Origin of the sequence: Pseudomonas sp. P5_109 (assembly GCF_034009455.1) — a bacterium.
Taxonomy (GTDB): domain Bacteria; phylum Pseudomonadota; class Gammaproteobacteria; order Pseudomonadales; family Pseudomonadaceae; genus Aquipseudomonas.
The window spans coordinates 4,420,844-4,440,624 of record NZ_CP125380.1 but is presented as its reverse complement, the minus strand read 5'-3'; the positions used below and the strand labels follow the sequence as shown (position 1 = coordinate 4,440,624).

General features: G+C 62.7%; 17 protein-coding genes. 4 read left to right on the top strand and 13 right to left on the bottom strand.

The genetic code is table 11. The features are described from left to right. The first annotated feature begins 9 nt into the window (after positions 1-9). The 3 genes from QMK54_RS19800 to QMK54_RS19790 all read left to right on the top strand — a co-directional run bounded on the left by QMK54_RS19800 (position 10) and on the right by QMK54_RS19790 (position 4,120). The gene (locus tag QMK54_RS19800) at positions 10-1,122 is read left to right on the top strand and encodes an SCO family protein (RefSeq protein ID WP_320401195.1); all 1,113 of its coding nucleotides are present in this window, start codon (positions 10-12) and stop codon (positions 1,120-1,122) included. Between the two features lie 102 nt (positions 1,123-1,224). Further along, the gene (locus QMK54_RS19795; RefSeq protein ID WP_320401194.1) at positions 1,225-2,718 is read left to right on the top strand and encodes a HAMP domain-containing sensor histidine kinase; all 1,494 of its coding nucleotides are present in this window, start codon (positions 1,225-1,227) and stop codon (positions 2,716-2,718) included. Beyond that, positions 2,687-4,120 carry a sigma-54-dependent transcriptional regulator gene (locus QMK54_RS19790; RefSeq protein WP_110659085.1) on the top strand — a complete coding sequence of 478 codons (1,434 nt, stop codon included), beginning with the start codon at positions 2,687-2,689 and terminating at the stop codon, positions 4,118-4,120. The genes QMK54_RS19795 and QMK54_RS19790 overlap by 32 nt, the downstream gene beginning before the upstream one ends. A gap of 27 nt (positions 4,121-4,147) precedes the next feature. Here the strand turns inward: QMK54_RS19790 and QMK54_RS19785 are convergent, their stop codons facing one another. Next, the gene (locus QMK54_RS19785) at positions 4,148-4,525 is read right to left on the bottom strand and encodes a hypothetical protein (protein ID WP_110659087.1); all 378 of its coding nucleotides are present in this window, start codon (positions 4,523-4,525) and stop codon (positions 4,148-4,150) included. Between the two features lie 171 nt (positions 4,526-4,696). Here QMK54_RS19785 and QMK54_RS19780 point away from each other — a divergent pair, with 171 nt between their 5' ends. Further along, entirely contained in the window at positions 4,697-5,503 is an 807-nt protein-coding gene (locus QMK54_RS19780) for a class I SAM-dependent methyltransferase (RefSeq protein WP_320401193.1), read from the top strand. A 133-nt stretch (positions 5,504-5,636) separates the two neighbouring features. Here the strand turns inward: QMK54_RS19780 and QMK54_RS19775 are convergent, their stop codons facing one another. The 12 genes from QMK54_RS19775 to QMK54_RS19720 all read right to left on the bottom strand — a co-directional run bounded on the left by QMK54_RS19775 (position 5,637) and on the right by QMK54_RS19720 (position 19,777). Further along, positions 5,637-6,335: an N-acetyltransferase gene (locus QMK54_RS19775; protein WP_223593466.1), complete on the bottom strand. Its 699-nt coding sequence runs from the start codon at positions 6,333-6,335 to the stop codon at positions 5,637-5,639. Between the two features lie 304 nt (positions 6,336-6,639). After that, the gene (locus tag QMK54_RS19770) at positions 6,640-7,434 is read right to left on the bottom strand and encodes a ChbG/HpnK family deacetylase (protein WP_320401192.1); all 795 of its coding nucleotides are present in this window, start codon (positions 7,432-7,434) and stop codon (positions 6,640-6,642) included. Beyond that, positions 7,406-8,623 (bottom strand): GNAT family N-acetyltransferase, encoded by a 1,218-nt coding sequence (locus QMK54_RS19765; protein ID WP_223593468.1) that lies wholly within the window; start codon positions 8,621-8,623, stop codon positions 7,406-7,408. Before QMK54_RS19765 ends, QMK54_RS19770 begins: the two co-directional genes overlap by 29 nt. A 4-nt stretch (positions 8,624-8,627) precedes the next feature. Continuing rightward, a complete protein-coding gene (locus QMK54_RS19760; protein WP_320401191.1) occupies positions 8,628-9,317 on the bottom strand; it encodes an N-acetyltransferase in 690 nt (229 codons plus the stop codon). Positions 9,318-9,404: 87 nt separating this feature from the next. Next, positions 9,405-11,324 (bottom strand): hypothetical protein, encoded by a 1,920-nt coding sequence (locus QMK54_RS19755; RefSeq protein ID WP_320401190.1) that lies wholly within the window; start codon positions 11,322-11,324, stop codon positions 9,405-9,407. After that, complete coding sequence (locus tag QMK54_RS19750; RefSeq protein ID WP_223593475.1) at positions 11,321-12,625, bottom strand: lipopolysaccharide biosynthesis protein; 1,305 nt, start codon at positions 12,623-12,625, stop codon at positions 11,321-11,323. The genes QMK54_RS19755 and QMK54_RS19750 overlap by 4 nt, the downstream gene beginning before the upstream one ends. Beyond that, a complete protein-coding gene (locus QMK54_RS19745) occupies positions 12,622-13,623 on the bottom strand; it encodes a polysaccharide deacetylase family protein (protein WP_110659201.1) in 1,002 nt (333 codons plus the stop codon). Before QMK54_RS19745 ends, QMK54_RS19750 begins: the two co-directional genes overlap by 4 nt. Positions 13,624-13,635: 12 nt before the next feature. Further along, positions 13,636-14,772: a glycosyltransferase gene (locus QMK54_RS19740; protein WP_320401189.1), complete on the bottom strand. Its 1,137-nt coding sequence runs from the start codon at positions 14,770-14,772 to the stop codon at positions 13,636-13,638. Further along, positions 14,765-15,733, bottom strand: coding sequence for a glycosyltransferase (locus tag QMK54_RS19735; RefSeq protein ID WP_223593479.1), 969 nt, complete (start codon positions 15,731-15,733; stop codon positions 14,765-14,767). The genes QMK54_RS19740 and QMK54_RS19735 overlap by 8 nt, the downstream gene beginning before the upstream one ends. Further along, positions 15,730-17,097 (bottom strand): O-antigen ligase family protein, encoded by a 1,368-nt coding sequence (locus QMK54_RS19730; RefSeq protein WP_110659198.1) that lies wholly within the window; start codon positions 17,095-17,097, stop codon positions 15,730-15,732. Before QMK54_RS19730 ends, QMK54_RS19735 begins: the two co-directional genes overlap by 4 nt. Next, positions 17,094-18,188 carry a glycosyltransferase family 4 protein gene (locus QMK54_RS19725; protein ID WP_320401188.1) on the bottom strand — a complete coding sequence of 365 codons (1,095 nt, stop codon included), beginning with the start codon at positions 18,186-18,188 and terminating at the stop codon, positions 17,094-17,096. Before QMK54_RS19725 ends, QMK54_RS19730 begins: the two co-directional genes overlap by 4 nt. Then, complete coding sequence (locus tag QMK54_RS19720) at positions 18,185-19,777, bottom strand: GumC family protein (RefSeq protein ID WP_320401187.1); 1,593 nt, start codon at positions 19,775-19,777, stop codon at positions 18,185-18,187. The genes QMK54_RS19725 and QMK54_RS19720 overlap by 4 nt, the downstream gene beginning before the upstream one ends. Between the last annotated feature and the right edge of the window lie 4 nt (positions 19,778-19,781).

Sequence of the window (19,781 nt, the reverse complement as noted above, 5' to 3'; positions counted from 1 at the left end):
GGTGTCGACATGAACACGAAGCTGCATTCACCACGCTCACGAGCTTTGGGCACGCACCTGGTGCTGGTGTTGGTGACCGGTTTGCTGTCCAGCCAGCTGCTGGTCGCCAGCCAGCCATTGTCGACGCCCGCGCCTGCTGGGCAGGCCACTTCCGAAACCGCCGTCGTTGAAGCCGACACTCCCTGGGGGGGCGACTATTTCCCCAACACCCTGCTGACCGACCAGGACGGTCACCAGATGCGTTTTTTCGATGACATGATCAAAGGCAAGGTGGTGGTGATCAACTTCATCTTCACCTCGTGCAGCGACTCCTGCCCCCTGGAAACCGCGCGCCTGCGCCAGGTGCAGAAACTGCTGGGAGACCGGGTCGGCAAGGACATCTTCTTCTACTCCATCAGCATCGACCCCTTGAGCGATACCCCCGAGGTGCTCAAGGCCTATGCGCAACGGTTCCAGGTCGGGCCCGGATGGAAGTTCCTCACCGGGGAGTTCGCCGACGTCACCGATCTGCGCAAGAAACTGGGGCTGTTCATCGAAGGCGTCGATAACGGCCGCAACAAGGACCACAACCTGAGCCTGATCGTCGGCAACCAGGAAACGGGGCGCTGGATGAAAGCCTCGCCGTTCGAAAACCCGTGGATCCTGGCCGACCAACTGGCCAATACCTTGCAGAACTGGAAGCAGCCCAGTGTCGAGGAAAGCTACGTCAATGCACCGCAAATCCGTCCGCCAAGCAATGGCGAAGAGCTGTTTCGCACCCGCTGCGCGTCTTGCCACAGCCTCGGCCCGCTGGACGGGCAGGGCATCGGCCTGCGCAGCATCGGCCCGGACCTGATCGGCGTGACCCATCAGCGTGATCCGCAGTGGCTCAACCGCTGGATCCGCGAACCGGATCGCATGCTCGCGGAAAAGGACCCGATTGCGATGGAACTGTTCGAACGCTACAACAGGATCTCGATGCCCAACCTTCGGCTGGACCAGAAGTCCGCCCAGTCCATCATCGAGTTCCTGCAGGCAGAAACCGACCGCCAACATCCGCCGGTGGAGCCGTTGGTCAGCGGTAACGAGGAGCCCGAACATCATCACGCCGTCGAACAACGGGACGTACCGCCGGTGCAATAGTGTCGAAATAGTTACCTGGGCCAGTCAATTGCTATCAATGTTACCTACACTGATTTGATACACGGCTGGAAAGGCTCGATTTCAAGGACTAAGGACACAGCCATGCAGATACTAGAACAACAAAAAGTACCTGCGCCGCAAGCTCCCGCAGCAACGCGCAAGGGGTGGCGGCCGCAGTTCAACCTGCTGCGCTGGTTCTCTCTGGCAAGTTTTTTCATCATTGCCGCGGTGGCGCTGGGGCTGGGTTACATCTCCACGCGCTTTGTGGTCGATGAAAGCATCGAGCGCGATTCGATGCTGACCGCGCAGTTCATCCAGGCCATAGGCGGGGCCGAAATCCGCCATGCCGGGATTACGCCGAACAGAACCATGGGCGAAATGCTCGACCCGCGCCTGGACCATGCCTATGCCGACGTCAGCCCGCAATCCCGGGCCGCCGCGCGTAGTGAGTTTCTCGACCATGTGGAGCATCTGCCGGACATCCTGCTGGCGACCGTGTACGCCCAGGACCGCACCGTGGTCTGGTCGACCAACCCGGAGTTGATCGGCGTGCGCATCGAAGACGACGATGAGCTGGATGAATCCTTCGAAATGAAATCGCCGGTGTCCACCAGCTACCACGAGATCGATGAGCAGCGTCCCGAGCAGCGCCTGCTGCACGAACCGGAATACCTGTTCGTCGAGAACTACATTCCGATGTTCAACGCCGACAAAAGCAAAGTGATTGCCATGGTGGAAATCTACAAGGAGCCGGTGGACCTGGTGGAACGTATCCAGCGTGGCTTCAAGGCGATCTGGCTGGCGACCCTGATTGGCGGGGCGGCGATCTACCTGGGGCTGTTCTGGATCGTGCGGCGTGCGGCGATGCTGTTGCAGAGCCAGCAGAAACAGTTGATCGCCAACGAAACCTTTGTCGCCCTGGGGGAAATGTCCTCGGCGGTCGCCCACAGCTTGCGCAATCCGCTGGCGAACATCCGTTCCAGCGCCGAACTGGCCCAGGACATCGCCAGCCAGCCCGCACAGAAAAACATTGGCGACATCATCAGTCAGGTCGATCGCATGTCGCGTTGGGTCCGTGAATTGCTGGTGTCGTTGCGGCCGATGAATGACGACTTTGAAACGGTCGACCTGGTGCTGGCCCTCGAAGACACCTTGAGTGCCTTCGAGCCCCTGATCAAGCGTTCGGACGTCGAAGTGCGCTTCCCTTCTGTCAGCGTGCCACCGGTCGTCAGCCACCAGGTGCTACTCACGCAAATACTCAATAGCCTGTTTGCCAATGCACTCGAAGCCATGCCCAAGGGCGGCGTGCTGACGATCGAGGTCGATTCCTCGGTGACCGGCTACCTGAGCATGATCCTGACCGATACCGGCAAGGGCATGTCCAAACAACAGCAGCAAATGGTCTTCAAGCCGTTTTTTACCACCAAACAAGGTGGATTGGGCGTGGGCCTGGCACTGGTCAAAAGAATAATGGAGCGGTTTGACGGCTCGGTCGAACTGACCAGCCGGGAGCAGGAAGGAACCCGCGTTTGTCTCAATTTCAAAGTGGCAACGGGAGGGGTATATGGATCACAGCATTCTGCTGGTCGAGGATGATGAAATCCTCGCCGAGAATATTCAGACTTACCTGGAGCGCAAGGACTTCGAGGTGACCGTCTGCCACTCGGCTGAAGATGCACTGGAGCAGTTGGGATCTTTCGCGCCGGACGTGGTACTGACCGACAACTCGTTGCCGGGCATGAGTGGTCACGACCTGATCCAGAAGCTGCGCGTCAGCGCGCCGGATCTGAAAGTGATCATGATGACCGGCTACGGCAACGTCGAAGACGCCGTGGTGGCGATGAAAGAGGGCGCTTTTCACTACGTCACCAAACCGGTGGCCCTGCCCGAGCTCAAGCTGCTGCTGGACAAAGCCCTGGCCACCGACCGCATGGAGCGCACGCTGTCGTTTTACCAGGAGCGCGAGGCCCAGAAGTCCGGGGTTCAGGCCCTGATTGGCGAGTCGGCACCGATGGTGTACCTCAAGGGCACCATCACCCAGCTGCTCGACGCCGAACGGCGGATGGCTAATAGCGATCTGCCGCCAGTCCTGGTGGAAGGCGAGACCGGTACCGGCAAGGAACTGGTGGCCCGTGCCTTGCACTTCGACGGCCCCCGCGCCAAAGGCCCGTTCATTGAGTTCAACTGCGCGTCGATCCCGTCCAATCTGGTGGAATCGGAACTGTTCGGCCACGAGAAGGGCGCCTTCACCGACGCCAAGGACCGTCGCATGGGGCTGGTGGAAGCGGCCGATGGCGGCACACTGTTCCTCGATGAAATCGGTGAAATGGACCTGCTGTTGCAAGCCAAGCTGCTCAAACTGCTGGAAGACCGGACCATTCGCCGGGTCGGTTCGGTGAAGGAGCGCAAGGTCGACCTGCGGGTGATCAGCGCCACCAACTGCAATCTCGAACAGATGGTCCAGCAAGGCAAATTCCGCCGCGACCTGTTTTTCCGCCTGCGCATCATTTCGATCAAGGTGCCGCGCCTGTATGCCCGTGGCGCCGACATCCTGCTGCTGGCCCGGCACTTCCTGGCAGCCCACGGCAAACGCTACGGCAAGCCGAACCTGTATTTCAGCAATCAGGCCGAAGAGTTGCTGCTCAGCTACAGCTGGCCGGGCAACGTGCGCGAATTGCGCAACATGCTGGAGCAAACCGTGTTGCTGGCGCAAAGCGACACCATCGCCGCCCATCAGTTGAACGTCTGCCTGAGCCTGGTGGATGAGCCACCGATGTTTCATCACGAGCCGCAGCATTTCAGCGAGCAGCGTCCATCCTACAACGGCAACGAATCGATGAACCTGCCGGAAGTGGAGCGCGACATGGTGCGCAAGATGCTCGACAAGACCGACTGGAACGTCACCAAATCGGCGCGCCTGCTGGGTCTTAGCCGTGACATGTTGCGCTACCGGATCGAAAAGCTTGGCCTCGCCCGTCCGGACAAACGCCAGTGGTAGGGAAACTGATTGAGAACGCCCCCTGGTTCATTGCAACACCGGGCCCTGCCTCAGGCAGGACAGCATGCAACCGGGATTCTCGACTTCCTGGTTCACGTAGACGCCACGCTCCGGATCGTAGGAGCGGATAAACACGCGAACCGTGGCGTCGGCCACGGTCGGCAGGCGCGAGTCGTAGAACACGTGCTCGCCTGAAACCGGAATGAAATCCCCGGGTGCGGTCGGGATGTACGAACCCGGCGGCACAGTGCTCATGGACTGCGGCACGGGGTGGGCGAAGGGTTGGTCGGCGCCGTAGTAGTTGAATTCACTGTTGTAGTTGGTGGTAGGCATGTCGTCGGCGTGGACGACAGCGGTCGCGCTCAGGCTGACGGCGAGCACAAGCATCAGGTTGGTTTTTTTCATGGCAGCACCTGCGAAATCGGTTTAACCGCATTTCCCCAAGGTCATTAACTATAGCTGCCGCCGTGGGCCGCTGGCGCCGCTGCGCGCATTACAACTTCGCAACACCTGCCAGGATGACGTTGATCTAGACTCCGACCGGTCAAATCGACCAGCCGAACCCTGGAGCGTGCAATGGAACTGCCGACAAAAGAACAAGCCATCGCCAGCAACCGCGAGGCCTGGAATGACTCCGCCCGTCACCACAAAGACTCCTGCGAATGGCAAGTCTTGCTGGAGGGCGTGGCACACGCGGATTTTTCCTGCCTGGATGACACCCTGACCGCTTTGCTGACCCAGACCGGTGTCGACGGCAAGGAAGTGGTGCAACTGGGTTGCAACAATGGCCGCGAAAGCCTGTCGCTGTTCGCCCTGGGGGCGCGCAGCGTGGTGGGCGTCGACCAGTCCGGCGCGTTTCTCGAGCAGGCACGGGAACTGGCGTCGCGCTCGCCCCATGCGCCGCAATTCATCGAAGCGGACATTCACCACTTGCCTGCGCAACTGCAGGAGCGCTTCGACCTGGCACTGATCACCATCGGCGTGCTGAACTGGATGCCGGACATCGGCGAATTCTTCCGCCATGTGGCGCGCACGCTGAAACCGGGTGGCGCGCTGGTGGTATACGAAACCCACCCGTTCCTGGAAATGTTCGACCCCGAGGCAGACGATCCCTTGCGCCCGGCCAGTTCCTACTTCCGTCGCGAACCTTTCGTGCAGCACGAACCAATCGTCTACGAAGGCAAGGTCGAACAGCCGGCCGCGCCGTCCTACTGGTTCGCCCACACCCTGGGCGACCTCTTCAGCGCCGCCATGGCGGCAGGGCTGCAGATCCGTCACTTCAAGGAATACCCGCACTCCAACCGCGAAGAACTCTATGACGGCTATCAACAGCAGGTGGCGCAGTTGCCGTTGTGTTTTACGTGGGTGGTGGTGAAGGGCTGAGGAATGTGTTGCTCAGACTGACGCCTTCGCGAGCAAGCCCGCTCCCACATTTGATCTGTGTCGTTCACAAATCCAGTGTGGGAGCGGGCTTGCTCGCGAAGGGCGCGCCGCGGTAAATCGGACAAACCCGAAATCAAGCCTCAGCCGAAGCCGCCGCCGTCACCACCGGCCGTCCCGGTTTGCGCAGCGGATCCAGGCGTGAGCCGCTGTAGCGGGTTTCGCGGAAAAAGCGCCAGCGGCCGAACAGGCCGTAGACATGGGTGACGCGGCCCTGTTCCTGATAGCCCATGCGAATGTGCAGTTTCAGCGCCGGGATGTTGTGGGTCTCGCAGACGTCCACCACCTTGTTGCAGCCTTGCAGCGCCATGGCTTCCCAGAGGGCCACCTGGACATCCACGGACAGGCGGGTGCCGAAGTAGGCGCGGGTCATCTCGCCGCCGAATTCGAAGAATTCGCCTTCCTTCACCGGGAACCAGCAGCCGTAATAGTGGCGATCGAAGTAGTCCCGGGTGCTGCCCCAGATGAACCCGATGGCATGCCCTTCGTCATCCAGGTACATGTGCCCGGTGTGACCTTCGGCGGCGAGCTCGGCCATGGTCCCGACGCGGTCGCCGAAGTTCTTCGCGAATGCGCTGGCGTTCTCCGGGGTGATCGTCACCTGGCGCACGGGAGAGTAGGGCCGCAGCTTGTGCGGCGGCACCGGGCTGACCAGGTCGCGCTCCATCCACAGCAACTCCCAATGGAAGAACACATAGCGTTTCCACAGCGTACCGAACGTGCGACCCAGGCCCTTGCGTTTGATGTGTTCTTGAAGCTTGTCGAGTACGCTCATGAAGCCCTCCTTTGTCGAGGATTGATGGTGCGTGATGAAGGTATTGATGGGTATAGATCACCGATGGCCAGTGCATGGCCATCTCCTTGCCAGCATTGTGTTTCAAGTTATGTATCAGACTTGACACAATTTTCAGGCGTCAAAAAGCTGCTCGTCCCGAACGAATTCGGGAGCAAAACAGCCGATTGAAAGGTGTACTACCTGTGGGAGCGGGCTTGCTCGCGAAGGCGCTGGCTCAGTCAACAAAGATGTTGAATGTACCGGCCTCTTCGCGAGCAAGCCCGCTCCCACAGGGGATTTCGGGTTATTCCAGGACGGCCTGTGCGCGGAGGGGCGTGGCTTCGCCAGCGGCGCTATAGGCCACCCGCGGCACACCCGGCAAACGCTGTTCCAGCAACGCACTCAAGGACTCTCCGGGTTCCAGATAGGCATCGCCGAAGTCGGCGCCGAGCTGGTTCGGGTGGGCGACGATTTCCAGCAGTCCGTCGGCTGGCGGCTCGGCGTTGCGCAGGTCCACCGGGGTGCACACGTAGTCGGCGGTGGCACCGGCCAGGTTGATCAGGCGACGGTTGAGCAGGTCCTTGAACAGGCGCTTGGGCAGGCTGAGGTTTTGCCCCAGGTTACGCGCCAGGCGCACTGGCACCCCCTGGCGGGCGGCGAAGCGCGCGACGATCTCGCCGATTGGCCAGATGTTGTGCACGTGTTGATGGGAGTCCAGGTGACTGGGACGCAAGCCGTTGTCCAGGCAGCGCTGCCACTGGGCTTCGAGTTCTTCGAGCACGGCGTGGCGATCCCGGCGCCGGAGCCAGAGGCGGGTGCGGGACAGGTTGAGATCGAACACGCCGTCGTCGTCGCAAAAGGTTGGGCGCTGCACAATGTTCCGGCTCAACGGACGGCCGTAAGTCAGGTTGAAGTGCAGGCCGATGCGACCTTCGAGCAGCGGATGCCGGGCCAGGACGCAGGCGGCTTCGAACGCCGGCATGTTGGCCATGGCGGTGGCGGAGCTGATGAGTCCGGCCTGGAATGCGCCCAGGATCACCGCGTTTTCGCAGGCACTGAGGCCAAAATCGTCAGCGTTGACTATCACTTGCCGAGGCATGTTCACCCTCCTTTTGTTTTTCCGTAGGCGCAGGCGTTTTGACAGCCGCTGTCGCGACGGGCGCCGGGGTTGCGATTGCGGCCGCCGCGCGCCGGGCGCGCCAGAGCTGCAATCGGGGTTTGAAGCGTTGCCAGACCCGCAAGGCCAGTCCCAGCACCAGTCCACCCGGGCGCCAGGAGTAAAAACTCCAGCGCCAGTGTTGCAGTTGCCCGGTCATGCGTTCGTGCAGTTGATGGCTGGAGTTTTCCAGGCTGACCCGTGACGCATCGATCCACTGCCAGTGGTCTTCCAGGCCCCAGCGAATCCACTCTTCGAGCAATACCCGGCCGCTGCCCAGGTCGGCGTACTGCGGCAGGAACGCCAGGTTGTAGTCGTACAGCCGGCCCTGTTCCAGCAGGCCGAGGCGATAGCTGATGCAGCGCCCCTCCAGCTCCAGGACCACCACCCGTACCAGGCCGCGGGCCGCCAGGGCGGTGAAGGCACGATCCATCCACTGGCGATGGCGTGCGTCGGAAAAGATCCCGACCCCTTCATCGCCTTTCCAGCTCACCGCTTCGACTTCACTGATTTCCTGCAACAGTGGGCCCATGGTCAGGGCGTCGGGGATAATGCGTCGCACCTGGGCACCGCACGCGGCGATGCGTTTGCGTGCGCGGCGCAATTTGTAGCGCGGGTCACCGGAGACTTCCTGATGGTCGGCCTCGCTGATCAGGTGCACCGGCACCCGGCAGCTGAGGCGTTGTTCGGCGGTCGAGCTGTGCGCCTGCCAGGGCGCCAGGGCCTGTGCATCGGCCGTGGCGCCTGCCAGTTCGTTGAGTTGCAGCACGGAGTGGGGCAGGCGTTGACGGATCTGCGTCAGCGCCTTGTGCATGGAGTCGCCGTCCAGCCTCGTCAGCAGGGCGAGGCGGTCAGCGAGGGGATAACCCAAATGATGCAGGACCCGAAATGGCAAACGCGCGAAGCGTTCCACGGACGCCACCAGCGGCAGGCACAGCACCAGTTCCTCACCCTGCCAGCCGAGCAATACGTGCAACGGCTCGCCGGGTTTGAGTGCCTGTTCCGATGCGCATAACCAGGCCAGGGTGTTGAACGGTGTGTGGTCCGTTACACGCTGGCGCAGCGCTTCGTAAGCCGCTGTCGGAAAGTCGTGGGCACACAGTGACGTGCGCCATTCGAATCGTACGGTCATGAGATCACGTCGCCTCGGCAGTGGCAGGTTCACGCACCGGTTTGCGCAAGGTATCCAGGCGCGAGCCGGTGTAGCGTGTTTCGCGGAAGAAGCGCCAGCGGCCAAACAGTTCGTAGACGTTCATGATGCGTCCCTGTTCGCTGTAGCCGGTGCGTATATGCAGCTTGAGCGCGGGGATGTTGTGCCACTCGCACACGTCCACGACCTTGTTGCAGCCCTGGGCGTACATGGCTTTCCACAGCTCGGTCTGCAGGTCCATCGACAATTTGGTGCCCCAGTAGGCCCTGGTCAGCTCACCGCCGAACTCGAAGAATTCGCCCGGCTTTACCGGGAACCAGCAGCCGTAGTAGTGCTTGTCGTGATAGTTGCGCGCGGCACCCCAGATGAACGCCACCGCGTCACCCTTGTCGTCCAGGTGCATTTGCCCGGTGTAACCCTCCCGGGCCAGTTCGGCCATGGTCTCTACCCGGTCACCGAAGTAGCGGGTGAAGGCCACGGCGTTTTCCGGGGTGATGCTGACCACCCGTAGCGGCGGGTAGGCCTTGAGTTTGTACGGTGGCACCGGGCTGACCAGGTCGCGCTCCATCCACAGCAGTTCCTGGTGGGAAAACACATAGTGCTTCCAGGCTTTTTTCAGGGTGGCGCTCAGGCCTTTTTGTCTGATGTGTTCGCTGAGTTTATGCATTGCACTCATGTTGTTGGCTCCTGACGGGATTGCCCGTGAGTGGAGTGATTCCTGCGCGCGGCGAAATGCCGACGCGGCCAAGCACAAGAAGGGCGGTCATGAGGCGATCCAGCTGAGGGCGAACAGGGTTTGCCCGGGCAGTTCGAAGCTCACGCGACCGTCCCGGCAGTTGAACGGTGCGTCGCGGCTGCGGTTGTCGGCGCCGAAATAACGCAAGGAACCCTTGCCCAGCGGACAGGCCGCACCGCTGAGGTCGACACGCTGCAAGCGCGTGCCCTTGTTCACCCCCAGCAGCGTGCGCTTGAGGTCGTCGGCCATGGCCAGCACATCGACTTCGAAGGCGTCGTTGTCCAGGCGCACCACATTGTGCAGCCAGTGTTGCTGGATGAACTGCTGGGCCAGGCCGACTGGTTTGAGTTCGAAATGATCGTTGCCGAGCACCCGCAGCATGCCTTTGGGGTACTCGGGCTCGTCGGCGGCCTGGAACCAGCCGAGCATGTCGAGCAGGCCGTCCTGGGAGGCATTGATCACCACCGAGGCCCACCACAATGACGCGTAGTGGGTTTCCTGGTCGTAAGGGCTGAGGCTGGCCCCGCTGGACATGTTGGTCTGGTCGAGCAACAAGGCCTTGCGCGGCCGACCCTGGGCGTCGAGCCCCACCAGTTCAGCGGCACGGCGTACGCTGTCGCGGTAGACGCGGGTGGCGAGCAGGTCGCGGATCATCCATTCGTGCCAGGCCAGGGCGTCAATCTGCTCGCCGTTGTCTTGCAACAGGCGCCGGGCCCAATCGATGCCGCGCCGCTCGCTGGCGTGGTCAGCCAACGGGCCGTTGATAAAACGCGAGCTGGCCGGGATGGCGATGCGCACGCCGGCCCTGGCGTTGTCCGGGTTGCTGCGCACCTGCCGGGCCATGCTGTTGAACACGGTCTGGAAACTGGCGTAGTCCGGGTAGTTGAGGTTCGGCTCGTCGGCAAAACCGATGTAGTGCGTGCCCTTGCCACCCAGGGCGCGTGTTGCGGCCAACCAGGCTTCGAGGCCGCCATTGCTGGTGCTGTCGGCGCGCAGTTCGGCCTGGCGCTGGCTGCCGGCCAGCAAGGTGATGTCCTGGGTGATGCCGAAACGGTCCTGGTACAGGCGCCGGAACGCGTCCTCGTAGTGCGGCCGCGTGGCCATGATGTCGACGAGGCTGTAGTAAGTCGCCGCCTGCGGTTTGAGCGCATCGAGCACGGCAAAACTGGAAGGCGGTGGCATCACGTAGGGGAGGGCGATGCCCAGGTTCGGCGTGTTGCCGAGCAGTTCCTTGTGCAGGGTCAGCCGGGTCCGGCCATCGTCCTCGCGCAGGGGCTTGAGCTGTTGCGGATTCTGCGCGAACAGATTGGCCGTGCCATCGAGCCAGAACGCCGCTTTGCCGCTGCCTTGCAGGCGCAGGCGCCAGACCTGATCGCTATTGGCGACCGGCAGCTCGGCCTTGTCGAACTGCCAGTAGGCACGGTAGGGCTTGAGGGTCAGCGTCAGTTGCTGGCCATCCCCCAGGCGCTGGGCTTGCAGGGCGCTGACACCGTCGTGGAACTTGCCGGCGAGCACCGCGTGTTCCCCGGCCGCGACCTTGAAATACAGCTCATCGCCGTCACGGGTTTCCGCGCTGAAATGCACCTTGGCCGGGGCGAACAGCGCCACCGTGCGTTCGTCGTGTTCCACGCGGTAGCGGCGGAAACTGTAGCCCGGAATCTCCAGGCGATAAGGGCTGGCGCCCGGTGCCAGTGGCCAGCGCTGGGTGCCCTGGGTCTCGGCGGCGGCGATCGCCCGCTCACCCTCGAGCTTGCCCTGGCCATCGAGCAGGTACAGGTGCTCTTCATTGGCTCCGGCCTGCCACGCCGGCACCCATTGCACGGTCAGGGTGTCGGGGCGATCGGTTTGCAGGTACAGGCTGCCGTCACGGATATCAGCCCAGCGCATCGGCCCGGCGTAGGCATCGACGGTCAGGCCAAGGCTCACCAGCAGGGCGAAATACTTCATGCCGACTTCCGCTGCAGGACCAACAGCATCGGCGCGATATCGCTGGGCAGGATGATCAGGGTTTGCCAGAACGGCACCTGGCTCAGGCGGCAATACATCACCAGCAGCGCGACCGTCACCGCCAGGTAGGCAATGGACGAGGCTGCCGCCGCGCCGACGATGCCGTAGGCCGGGATCAATACCAGGTTCAGCGCCAGGTTGAGCAAGGCACCGAGGCCCATCAACAGGGAAATCGAACCGGGCCGATTCTTGCCCAGCAAATCCAGGCGCAGGATGCTCGCGTAGCACAGCCCGAGCAGGCCCGGCAGCAGCGCGAGCAACGCCGGATAGGCCGGTTGATAGGCCACGCCGAACAGGGTGACGATCAGCCACTCGCCGATCAGAGCCATGCTCAGGCAAGCGCCGAGCATCACCGTGGCCGTCAGGCGCAAGGCCAGCGGCGTGACTTTGTCGATGCCTTCTTCCTGTTGCAGCAGGCGTTTCATCAGCGGCGTGGTCACCGCTTCCGGGACGATCAGCAGCAACTCGGCGGCGGCACTGGCCATGGCGTAATGACCCAGCGCGGTGCTGCCGAGCAGGGCGCCGATGAACAGGTAGTCGGAGCGCAGGATCACTTGCTGGAACAGCAGGTCCGGATGGCTGCGGGCACTGTAGCGCAGCAGTTCGTTCTGGCTGGCGCGGTCCCATTGCAGGGTCAGCGGCTGGTTGCGCTTGAGCCACAGCCAACCGACCAGCACCACCAGGCTGATGCCCGCCAGCCAGCTGATCAGCGCCGCTTCCAGTGCCGCGCTTTTCCACATCCAGAACAGGGCGAGGAACAGCAGCAGCGGCGCCAGCGATTCGATCAGGCGCAAGGCATTGAAGGCGACCACGCCGCCGGAAGCGTTGTGCAGGGTCAGCAAACCGCTTTTGAGCACGGTCAGCGGCACCGCCAGCAGCAACAGCCAGGCGAGCAGGCCCAGTTGCGTGGTGATGTCCAGTTCACTGCCGAACTCGCGGGTCAGCGCCACCACCAGCAAGGTCAGCAACGCCGCCAACAGGCAACCGAACACCAGCACCTGGCTGAGCAGCAGGCCCATCGGTCGTTGCTTGGCCGCCTGATAGCCCACCGCCGAATTCAAGCCGCCGCTGGTGGCGGCGCTGATCAGGTCGGGCAGGGTGCTGAGCAAGGCAAACAGACCCCGTTCGCTGGGGCCGAGAATCCGCGCCAGCAGCACGTTGCGCAGCAAGCGCAGGGCGATCATCGCCAGCTTGGTGCCCATGCTCAGGGCCAGGTGCTTGAGGTAATTGCTGCGGCTCATGGACGTGCCCCACGGTAGATGCGCCAGGACAACAGCTCGGGATTGCGCGCGGTACGCTGGCTGACGCCGAAGCGTGGCAGCGCCAGGGGATCCTCGGTTCCCCGATAAATGCCGGTGCCGGTGCCCAGGGCAAACGGGAAGTCATGCCGGGCCACCTGTTGCCGCACCCGCGCATCGTTGTCGCCATTGGGGTAGCAATACACCGGCAACGGCCGGTTGCAGCCGTGGCGCAGCGCATCGCGACTGCGGCTCAGTTCTTCTTCCAGGCGTTGATCGTCGAGACCGGTGAGGATGGCGTGGCTGGCCCCATGGGGGCCGAAGCGCACCAGGCCCGAGGCTTCCAGGTTGCGCACTTGCTGCCAGTCCAGCGCCTGGGGCAACGAGTCTTGCGGGCATTCGTCGGTCAGGCGATTGAGGTCCTGCGGCGACAGGGTTTTCAGGTTCTGCAAATAGTGCAGAAGCGCCAGGCTGCGGCGGTGCTCATCCGGGTCATCGCACAGGGTCGGTAACGGGCGGCCGAGATGTTTCAGGCATTCGACCAGGTGTCGGCGCGCGGTTTCGCCATGGCTGTTCCACAGGGTTTCGCCGATGCTTTCCCACCAGAACCGCTGGCGGCTGCCGATGAAATCGGTAGACAGGAAGATGCTCGCCGGCACCTGGTATCTGTGCAGAAACGGGAAGGCATTCACCGCGTTGTCGCGCCAGCCGTCGTCGAAGGTCAGCGCCACTTTCGGCCGCTCCGAGCGCAGCGCACCCGGTTGCAGAATGTCCATCAGCGGCACGCAGTCGAAGTGTTTTTTCAACCACACCAGCAGATGTTCAAAAGCCTTTGGCCCGACGCACAGTTCATTGCGGTGGGGCAGTGCGGCGGCCTGGTCGCTGGCGAGCACCCGGTGCAGCATCAGGATCACCCCGGCGCCGTGCAATTGATTGCGCCCGACCGGGGAGTTGAGGTACAGCCAGCCACTGGTGCGTTTTAACAGTTGCTTGATCGCCATGGCACACGCCTCTCATCGATTTTGCTCGGGGTTCCATTGGGCATAACGCTGGCCGCGCAGGAACTGCCACAGGCCGATGCTCATTCCGGCAAGGGTCACCAGAAGGAACGCGGCGAGGCTAAAGGGTTTGGGCAAGCGGTGTTGCGAATCCAGCAGGCCGGCAATGGCCACCGTGTAGCCGAGCAGTTGTGCGATCAGGCTCAGGCGATAAAAGCCGTGGTCCTCCCACAGCCAGAAATTGCTCAGCAGCAACGGCAGCAACAGGATCGGCGCCAGACGCCGGATCAGCTTGTGGCTGATCAAGGCAAGCGCATACAGGCCGTGGGTCAGCGGATTGAGCAGCTCACGGCGCTGGGCCAGGCTTTGCAGGCCACCGACCGTGACGCGCTGGCGGCGGCGCAATTGCTTGTCGGCTTCGTCCACGCCCTGGTCGATCACCCGGGCCTCTGGCACGTAGACAATCTTTTTGAACGCCACCGGCGCACAGGTACTGATGAAGAAATCGTCGTTGACCTCCGCCGGCACGTTCTGGAACAACTCGCGGCGCAGGGCGAGCAATGCGCCGTCGGCGGAAACCATGCAGCCGGTGCGATTTTCCACGTAGCGCAGCCAGCCTTCGTAGTGCCGATACAGGCTGTCGCCGATGCTCAAGCCCTTGCCAGTCACCGGGATCACCATGTGCCCGGCGCAGCCACCGACTTGCGGGTCGTTGAGCGGCGCGAGCAAGTGGCCGAGGGTGTCGGTGGACCATTGGTTGTCGGCGTCGGTGAACACCAGGATCTCGCCGCTGCTGATCGCGACCCCGGCATTGAGCGTCGCCGCCTTGCCCTGGCGGGGCAGGTCGAGCACGCTGATGCGCGGGTCTTCGATCTTGCGTGCGCAGGCCACGGTGTCGTCGGTCGAACCGTCGCTGGCGAGGATGATGTGCAGCGAACGGGCCTGGTAATCCTGGGCCAGCACGGTGCGCAGTTTTTCTTCGATATGCCGCGCCTCGTTGTGCGCGGCAATCACGATGCTCACGTCCATCGGTTGTGCCGGTCCGTGGCGCGGTGCGGGGTACAGCGGTGCCAGCAAGGTCAGCAACAGGGGATAGCCGAGGTAGGCGTAAACCGGCAGCAACAGGCACAACCAGAAAATGAATTCAGCCACGGGCGGGCCTCCTGGCATTCCAATGACAAAGACTGAGGATGAACGCGGCGCCCGCCAGGTGCAGGCGCACCCAGTGCAGGCCCCACAGTTGCAGGGTCAGGAGCGTGTCGTGGTGTTTGGCGCTTTGACGCAGGCTCAGCACCAATGCTGGCAGGCTGGTCAGCATCAGCATGAATACGGCGTGATGGGGGAAGCCGTTGAACAACGCGGAGATCGCCATGAAATCGAGAATCCAGGCACCGATCGACAGCAGCGGAAAGCGCAGCAAGCGCAGGCTCGGGCCATGGGTACGCAGCAGTTGCAGATGACTGCCCTGGCGCCACAATTCCTTGCCCATCCATTCCCGCCAACTGCCTTCGTAGCCCCAGTGCAACGCCACGCTCTGGTTGACCGAGAGCAGCTTGGCGCCCGCGTCGGCCAGGCGCATGGTCAGCTCCTTGTCCTCACCGGTGCGCAGTTGTTCGTTGAAACCGCCGACCTTGTCGAACCAGCCACGGCGCATCAGCAGGTTGGAACTGGGCAACCATTGCACGGCATGCGGCGACCGGGTGTTGGGGCGCAAGGTGCGACGCTGCCAGGCATCGGCGTACCACGGCGCTTCGGCCGGGGTGTGCAGGTCCAGGCCGATGACATCGGCCTGGCCGCCGGACTCGAGGTCGAGCAGCAGCTTGAGCCAGTTCTCGGGCATCTCGATGTCGGCATCGATAAAGGCCAGCCATTCACCACTGGCAATTGCCGCGCCGCGATTGCGCAAGGCGCCGATGAGCAGGCCGGGCAGCACCAGCACCTGGGCGCCGAACTGTCGGGCAATCTGCGGGCCCTGGTCGTCGGAGCCGTTATCGACCACGATCAACTCGCATTCGACGTTGGCGGTGTCGGCGGCATGTTGTGCCGCGAGCAGGGTCCGGGCGATGTGCCGGGCCTCGTTGTACATGGGGATGACGATACTGATGCGGTTCATACCCTGACCTCTTTGCGCGGGGCTTCTTCGGCTTTCATGCGCAGCACGCTGGTTAACGCGAGCATGATCCACAGGTACTTGTGGTTCGGTGCGCTGAGGAACATCAGGAACAAGGTCAACGACAGAAAACTCATGCTCAGGTGGGTCATTACAGCGGCCTGCGCGGCGTCCCCTCGCAACAGCCAGGCGCGGCGCGCGCGCATCAGGTTGTACAGCCCCAGGGCCAGCATGCCGACGAACATCAGGCCGGCGGGAATCCCCAGTTCACTGAAGATTTCCAGGTAGGTGTTGTGGGCGCGACGGTACAGGTCTTCGGTCTCGCCCTTGATGGAAAAGGCCTTGGCGTAGCCGGTGGTGGCGTAGTGCAGCGGGAACGTGCCGGGGCCGGTGCCGAGCAAGGGGTTCTCGGCGATCATGCCGCTGCCGACCACAATGTAGGAGGCACGGCGGCCCAGGGACGGGTCCTGGCTCTTGGCCCCGGAGCTCAAGATGCTCAGCGACTGGATACGCTCCACGTAACCGGCCGGCATCGCGTACAGCCCCAGCGGAATCACAATCGCCAGGCCGAGCATGGCAAAGCCCAGGTGACGCGGACGAATGCGTGGCAACTGCGCACGGTAATGCCACGCGCCGATCAACAGGCTGAGGAACAACACCACCAGCCCCGAACGGGATTCGGTCTTGGTCATGCCGCCCAACAGCAGGAGCGTGCAGCCGCCCCAGAACAACCGGTGCAACAGGTTCGGGCTGCGCACCACCAGCAACAGCGCCATGGGCACGGCGAAGGCGATCATCAGGGCAAAGTTGTTCGGGTCCTTGAGCAAGCCGGACGCACGGCCCGCGTCCTGGTACTTGGCCGAGAACATGGCCATGGCGCAGGTCACCGCGACACTGATGGCGACCAGCCGGGCGAACATGTCGAGGTTCAACTCACGCCCGACCAGCAGGGTGATGACAAACAGGATCAGGCCGACGCTCAGCTCGCGCAGGTGGCCCAGGGAGATGCCCATGTCGTCGGTGTTCAACAGGCTGAGCAGGTACAGCAGCATGAACCCGACCAGCAAGCGCCAGATATTGCTGCGCAGGCGATCGGCCGGCAGTTGGTGGATCGCCAGTTGCAGCATCAGGATCAGCGCCAGCGAGGCGCCGAGGAACTTGGAGCCCGACAGCATGTTGTCCTTGAACAGGCCCTCGAACGGCAGGATGGCGGCAATGCCCAGCAGGCCCCAGGTCGGCTTGCGGTACAGCACCGTGACCCCCACCAGGCCCAGTACCGCTCCCGGCGCCAGATACGGATAAGGGCTGGCCAGCAAACCGAGGCAGACCAGGCCGAGCAAACTGACGATCGAGAGCGGAAAAATCACGCGCGTGCCTCCCGTGCAGTACGGATGTAAAGCTGCGACCAGCGTTCGGCCAGGGCCTTGAGGTCGTAGCGATCGCGTTGCGTACGTTTTGCGTTGTCGACCAACTCGCCGGCCATGGCCGGGTCACGCAGCAGCGTGCCGATCTGGCGGGCGAGGGCGGCGCTGTCGGTGGGCGCGGCCAGCAGGCCGTTGTGGCGGTCTTGCAGGACATCGGGAATCCCGCCGACGCCGAAGGCCACCACCGGCACCCCGGCCTGCATCGCTTCGAGCAGAATCATCGGCGTGCCTTCGGTGCGCGAGCTGATCACCAGCGCATCGAGTCGCCGCCACCAAGCGCGCATGTCGTTCTGGTAGCCCGGCAATGTGATGCGCGCCTGCAATCCGGCCGCGTCGATGCGCGCCTGCAGGCTTTCGCGCTCCGGCCCGTCGCCGAGCATCACGGCATCCAGTTGCGGGTACTGCTGACACAACGGGATCAGCGCATCGAGAAACAGATCAGGGCCTTTTTCACTGCTCAGGCGCCCGACGTAGCCGGCCAGCCAGCGTTGCCGTTCGCCACTTTGCGGCTGCAAGTCGTTGGCCGCCGGCAGGCCGTTGGGGATCACCTGCAACTTGTCCGTGCGCACGTTGGCCTGGCGGTGCAGCAGCGCAATGCTTTCGGCGACACACACCACGCGGTCCACCGAGGCCGTGCGGCACAGTTGCAGGCTCAGCCAGGTGTAGAACTTCTGCTTGCGGCTGCGTGGGGTGAAGCCGTGCTGGGTGATCACCAGCGGCAGGCGCAACAGCGTGGCGCCGACCCAGCCGAACAACAGGCCCTTGAAGTTGTGCGTATTGATCAGTGGCCGCTGGTCACGGCGCTGGCGCAAGTGCCCCAGCAACGCGCCGAGGCCCGCACAGCCGAGGCAATCCACGCCGGCCTCGCGAAAACGCGCGATCAGCTCGGGCGGCGCATCGAGAAACAGCACCTGGTGCTGCCCCGGCGTCGCCAGGCAATGATCGAGCAGCATCCGCTCGGCCCCATAAAAGCCGCCGCTGCTGAGCAAGTGAATGATCGGCAGGTCGAGGGTGGTACCGAGCGGCGCGTTCAATTGCGCACCCAATGCACGAGGGCCGGAACGCTCCAGTTCCGGTGCGGATTGTTGGGCAGGGTGCTTTGATCGTTGATCACCAGCAGTACCGGCAAGCCCAGTTCATGGGTGATTTGCGCAGGGTGCTTGAAGTGGTGGTCGAAGAACTCACGCACGTAGACCAGGGCAATCGCCAGCAGCAGACCGGTGAACAGCCCGAACGGGATGATCAGCATCGGTTTGGGAAACGCCGCCTCGGTCGGCTCGAACGGCGGGCTGAGCACCCGTGCGTTGGACAGGTCGTTGTCCAGCGCGCGCGCGGTGCTGCTTTCGGCGAAGCGCTGGGCATAGGTGGAAAACGCCGCGTGCAGCGCATCGATCTCGGTGTCCATCTGCCGCAGCTTGCTCTGGGTTTCCTGCAACTGGTGGATGCGGTTCTTGAACTCGGCAATGCGCGCGGTTTTCTGGTCGATGACCGAGCTGATCGTCGCCAGGTCGCTGGTGCGCTCCTGAATCCGGTTGCTGACAATCTTCAGGAATTGCCCACGGGTCCGGGTGATTTGCTCGCGTGCCAGTTGCATCGGTTCACTGCCGGGCTGAAAGATCGCCAGGTCGCTCATGTAGCGGCTTACCAAGGTCGTCAGTTGCTCACCCAGTTGCTTGATCTCGCGGTCTTCGAAAGCGACGTTGTCGACCGTGGTGGTGAAGGTGTAGGGGAAGGTGTAGTCGTTGAACCTGGCGTTGTTGGCGGTGGCCAGATTGGTTTTCAGGTAATCGAGCCAGCGCTGGCTTTGCAACAGTCGGTCCTGATACAGATTGAGCGCTTGCTCCTCGGTGTTGATCGCGTTGAGGCGGAAAGTGATTTCTTCCTTGGGATCGGACGAGCCGATGCGTTCGAGCAAGGCCAGGCGATTGGCTTCCAGGCCATCGAGACGCACCTGGTATTGCAGTTTCTTGGTTTCGTAGAAACTCTGCGGCAGGTCGATCGATTGCATTTCCTGGCGGCTGACCAGGTAGTTCTGCAGCAGGGCGGCGACGAATTTGGTGCCTTGCGCCGGGTCAGGGAAGCTGTAGACGATCGAGATCACGTTGGAGCCCGGCAAGGTTTCCACCTTGAGGGCGTCGGACGCCTCCTGCGTGAGGGCATCGAGCACGGTGTCGCGGACCGGATCGGTCTGCAACCCGAGCAGGCTGCGAGCCGGGTTGATCACGTGCTCGCGAACGGGATTGAGCACAAACTTCTTGAACGGCTGCACCAGCAGTTTGTTGAAGACGCTCACTGGCGGCGTGTACTCACCCTTTTCCCGCAGCTCGCCGATGGTCTGGCGGATCAACGCCGGCGAACGCAGGATATTGCTCTCGGTCTCCATGTCCGCCAGCGATGGCGGAATGAAGGAAGCGTTTTCCTGATTGAGGGTGCTGGTGGCATCCCCCTGGGAGATTTTCTTGGACTGCACGATCACCTGGGCGGTGATATCGAAGCTCTGCTTGAGCATCAGCGGCAAGACCACGGCGATCACTGCAAAGACCAGGAAGACTCGCTTCACCAATTGCTTATTGGCGAAGAAGATCCTGAAGAACTCGTGCAGGTAATTTTCCTTTGGATTCATGGCG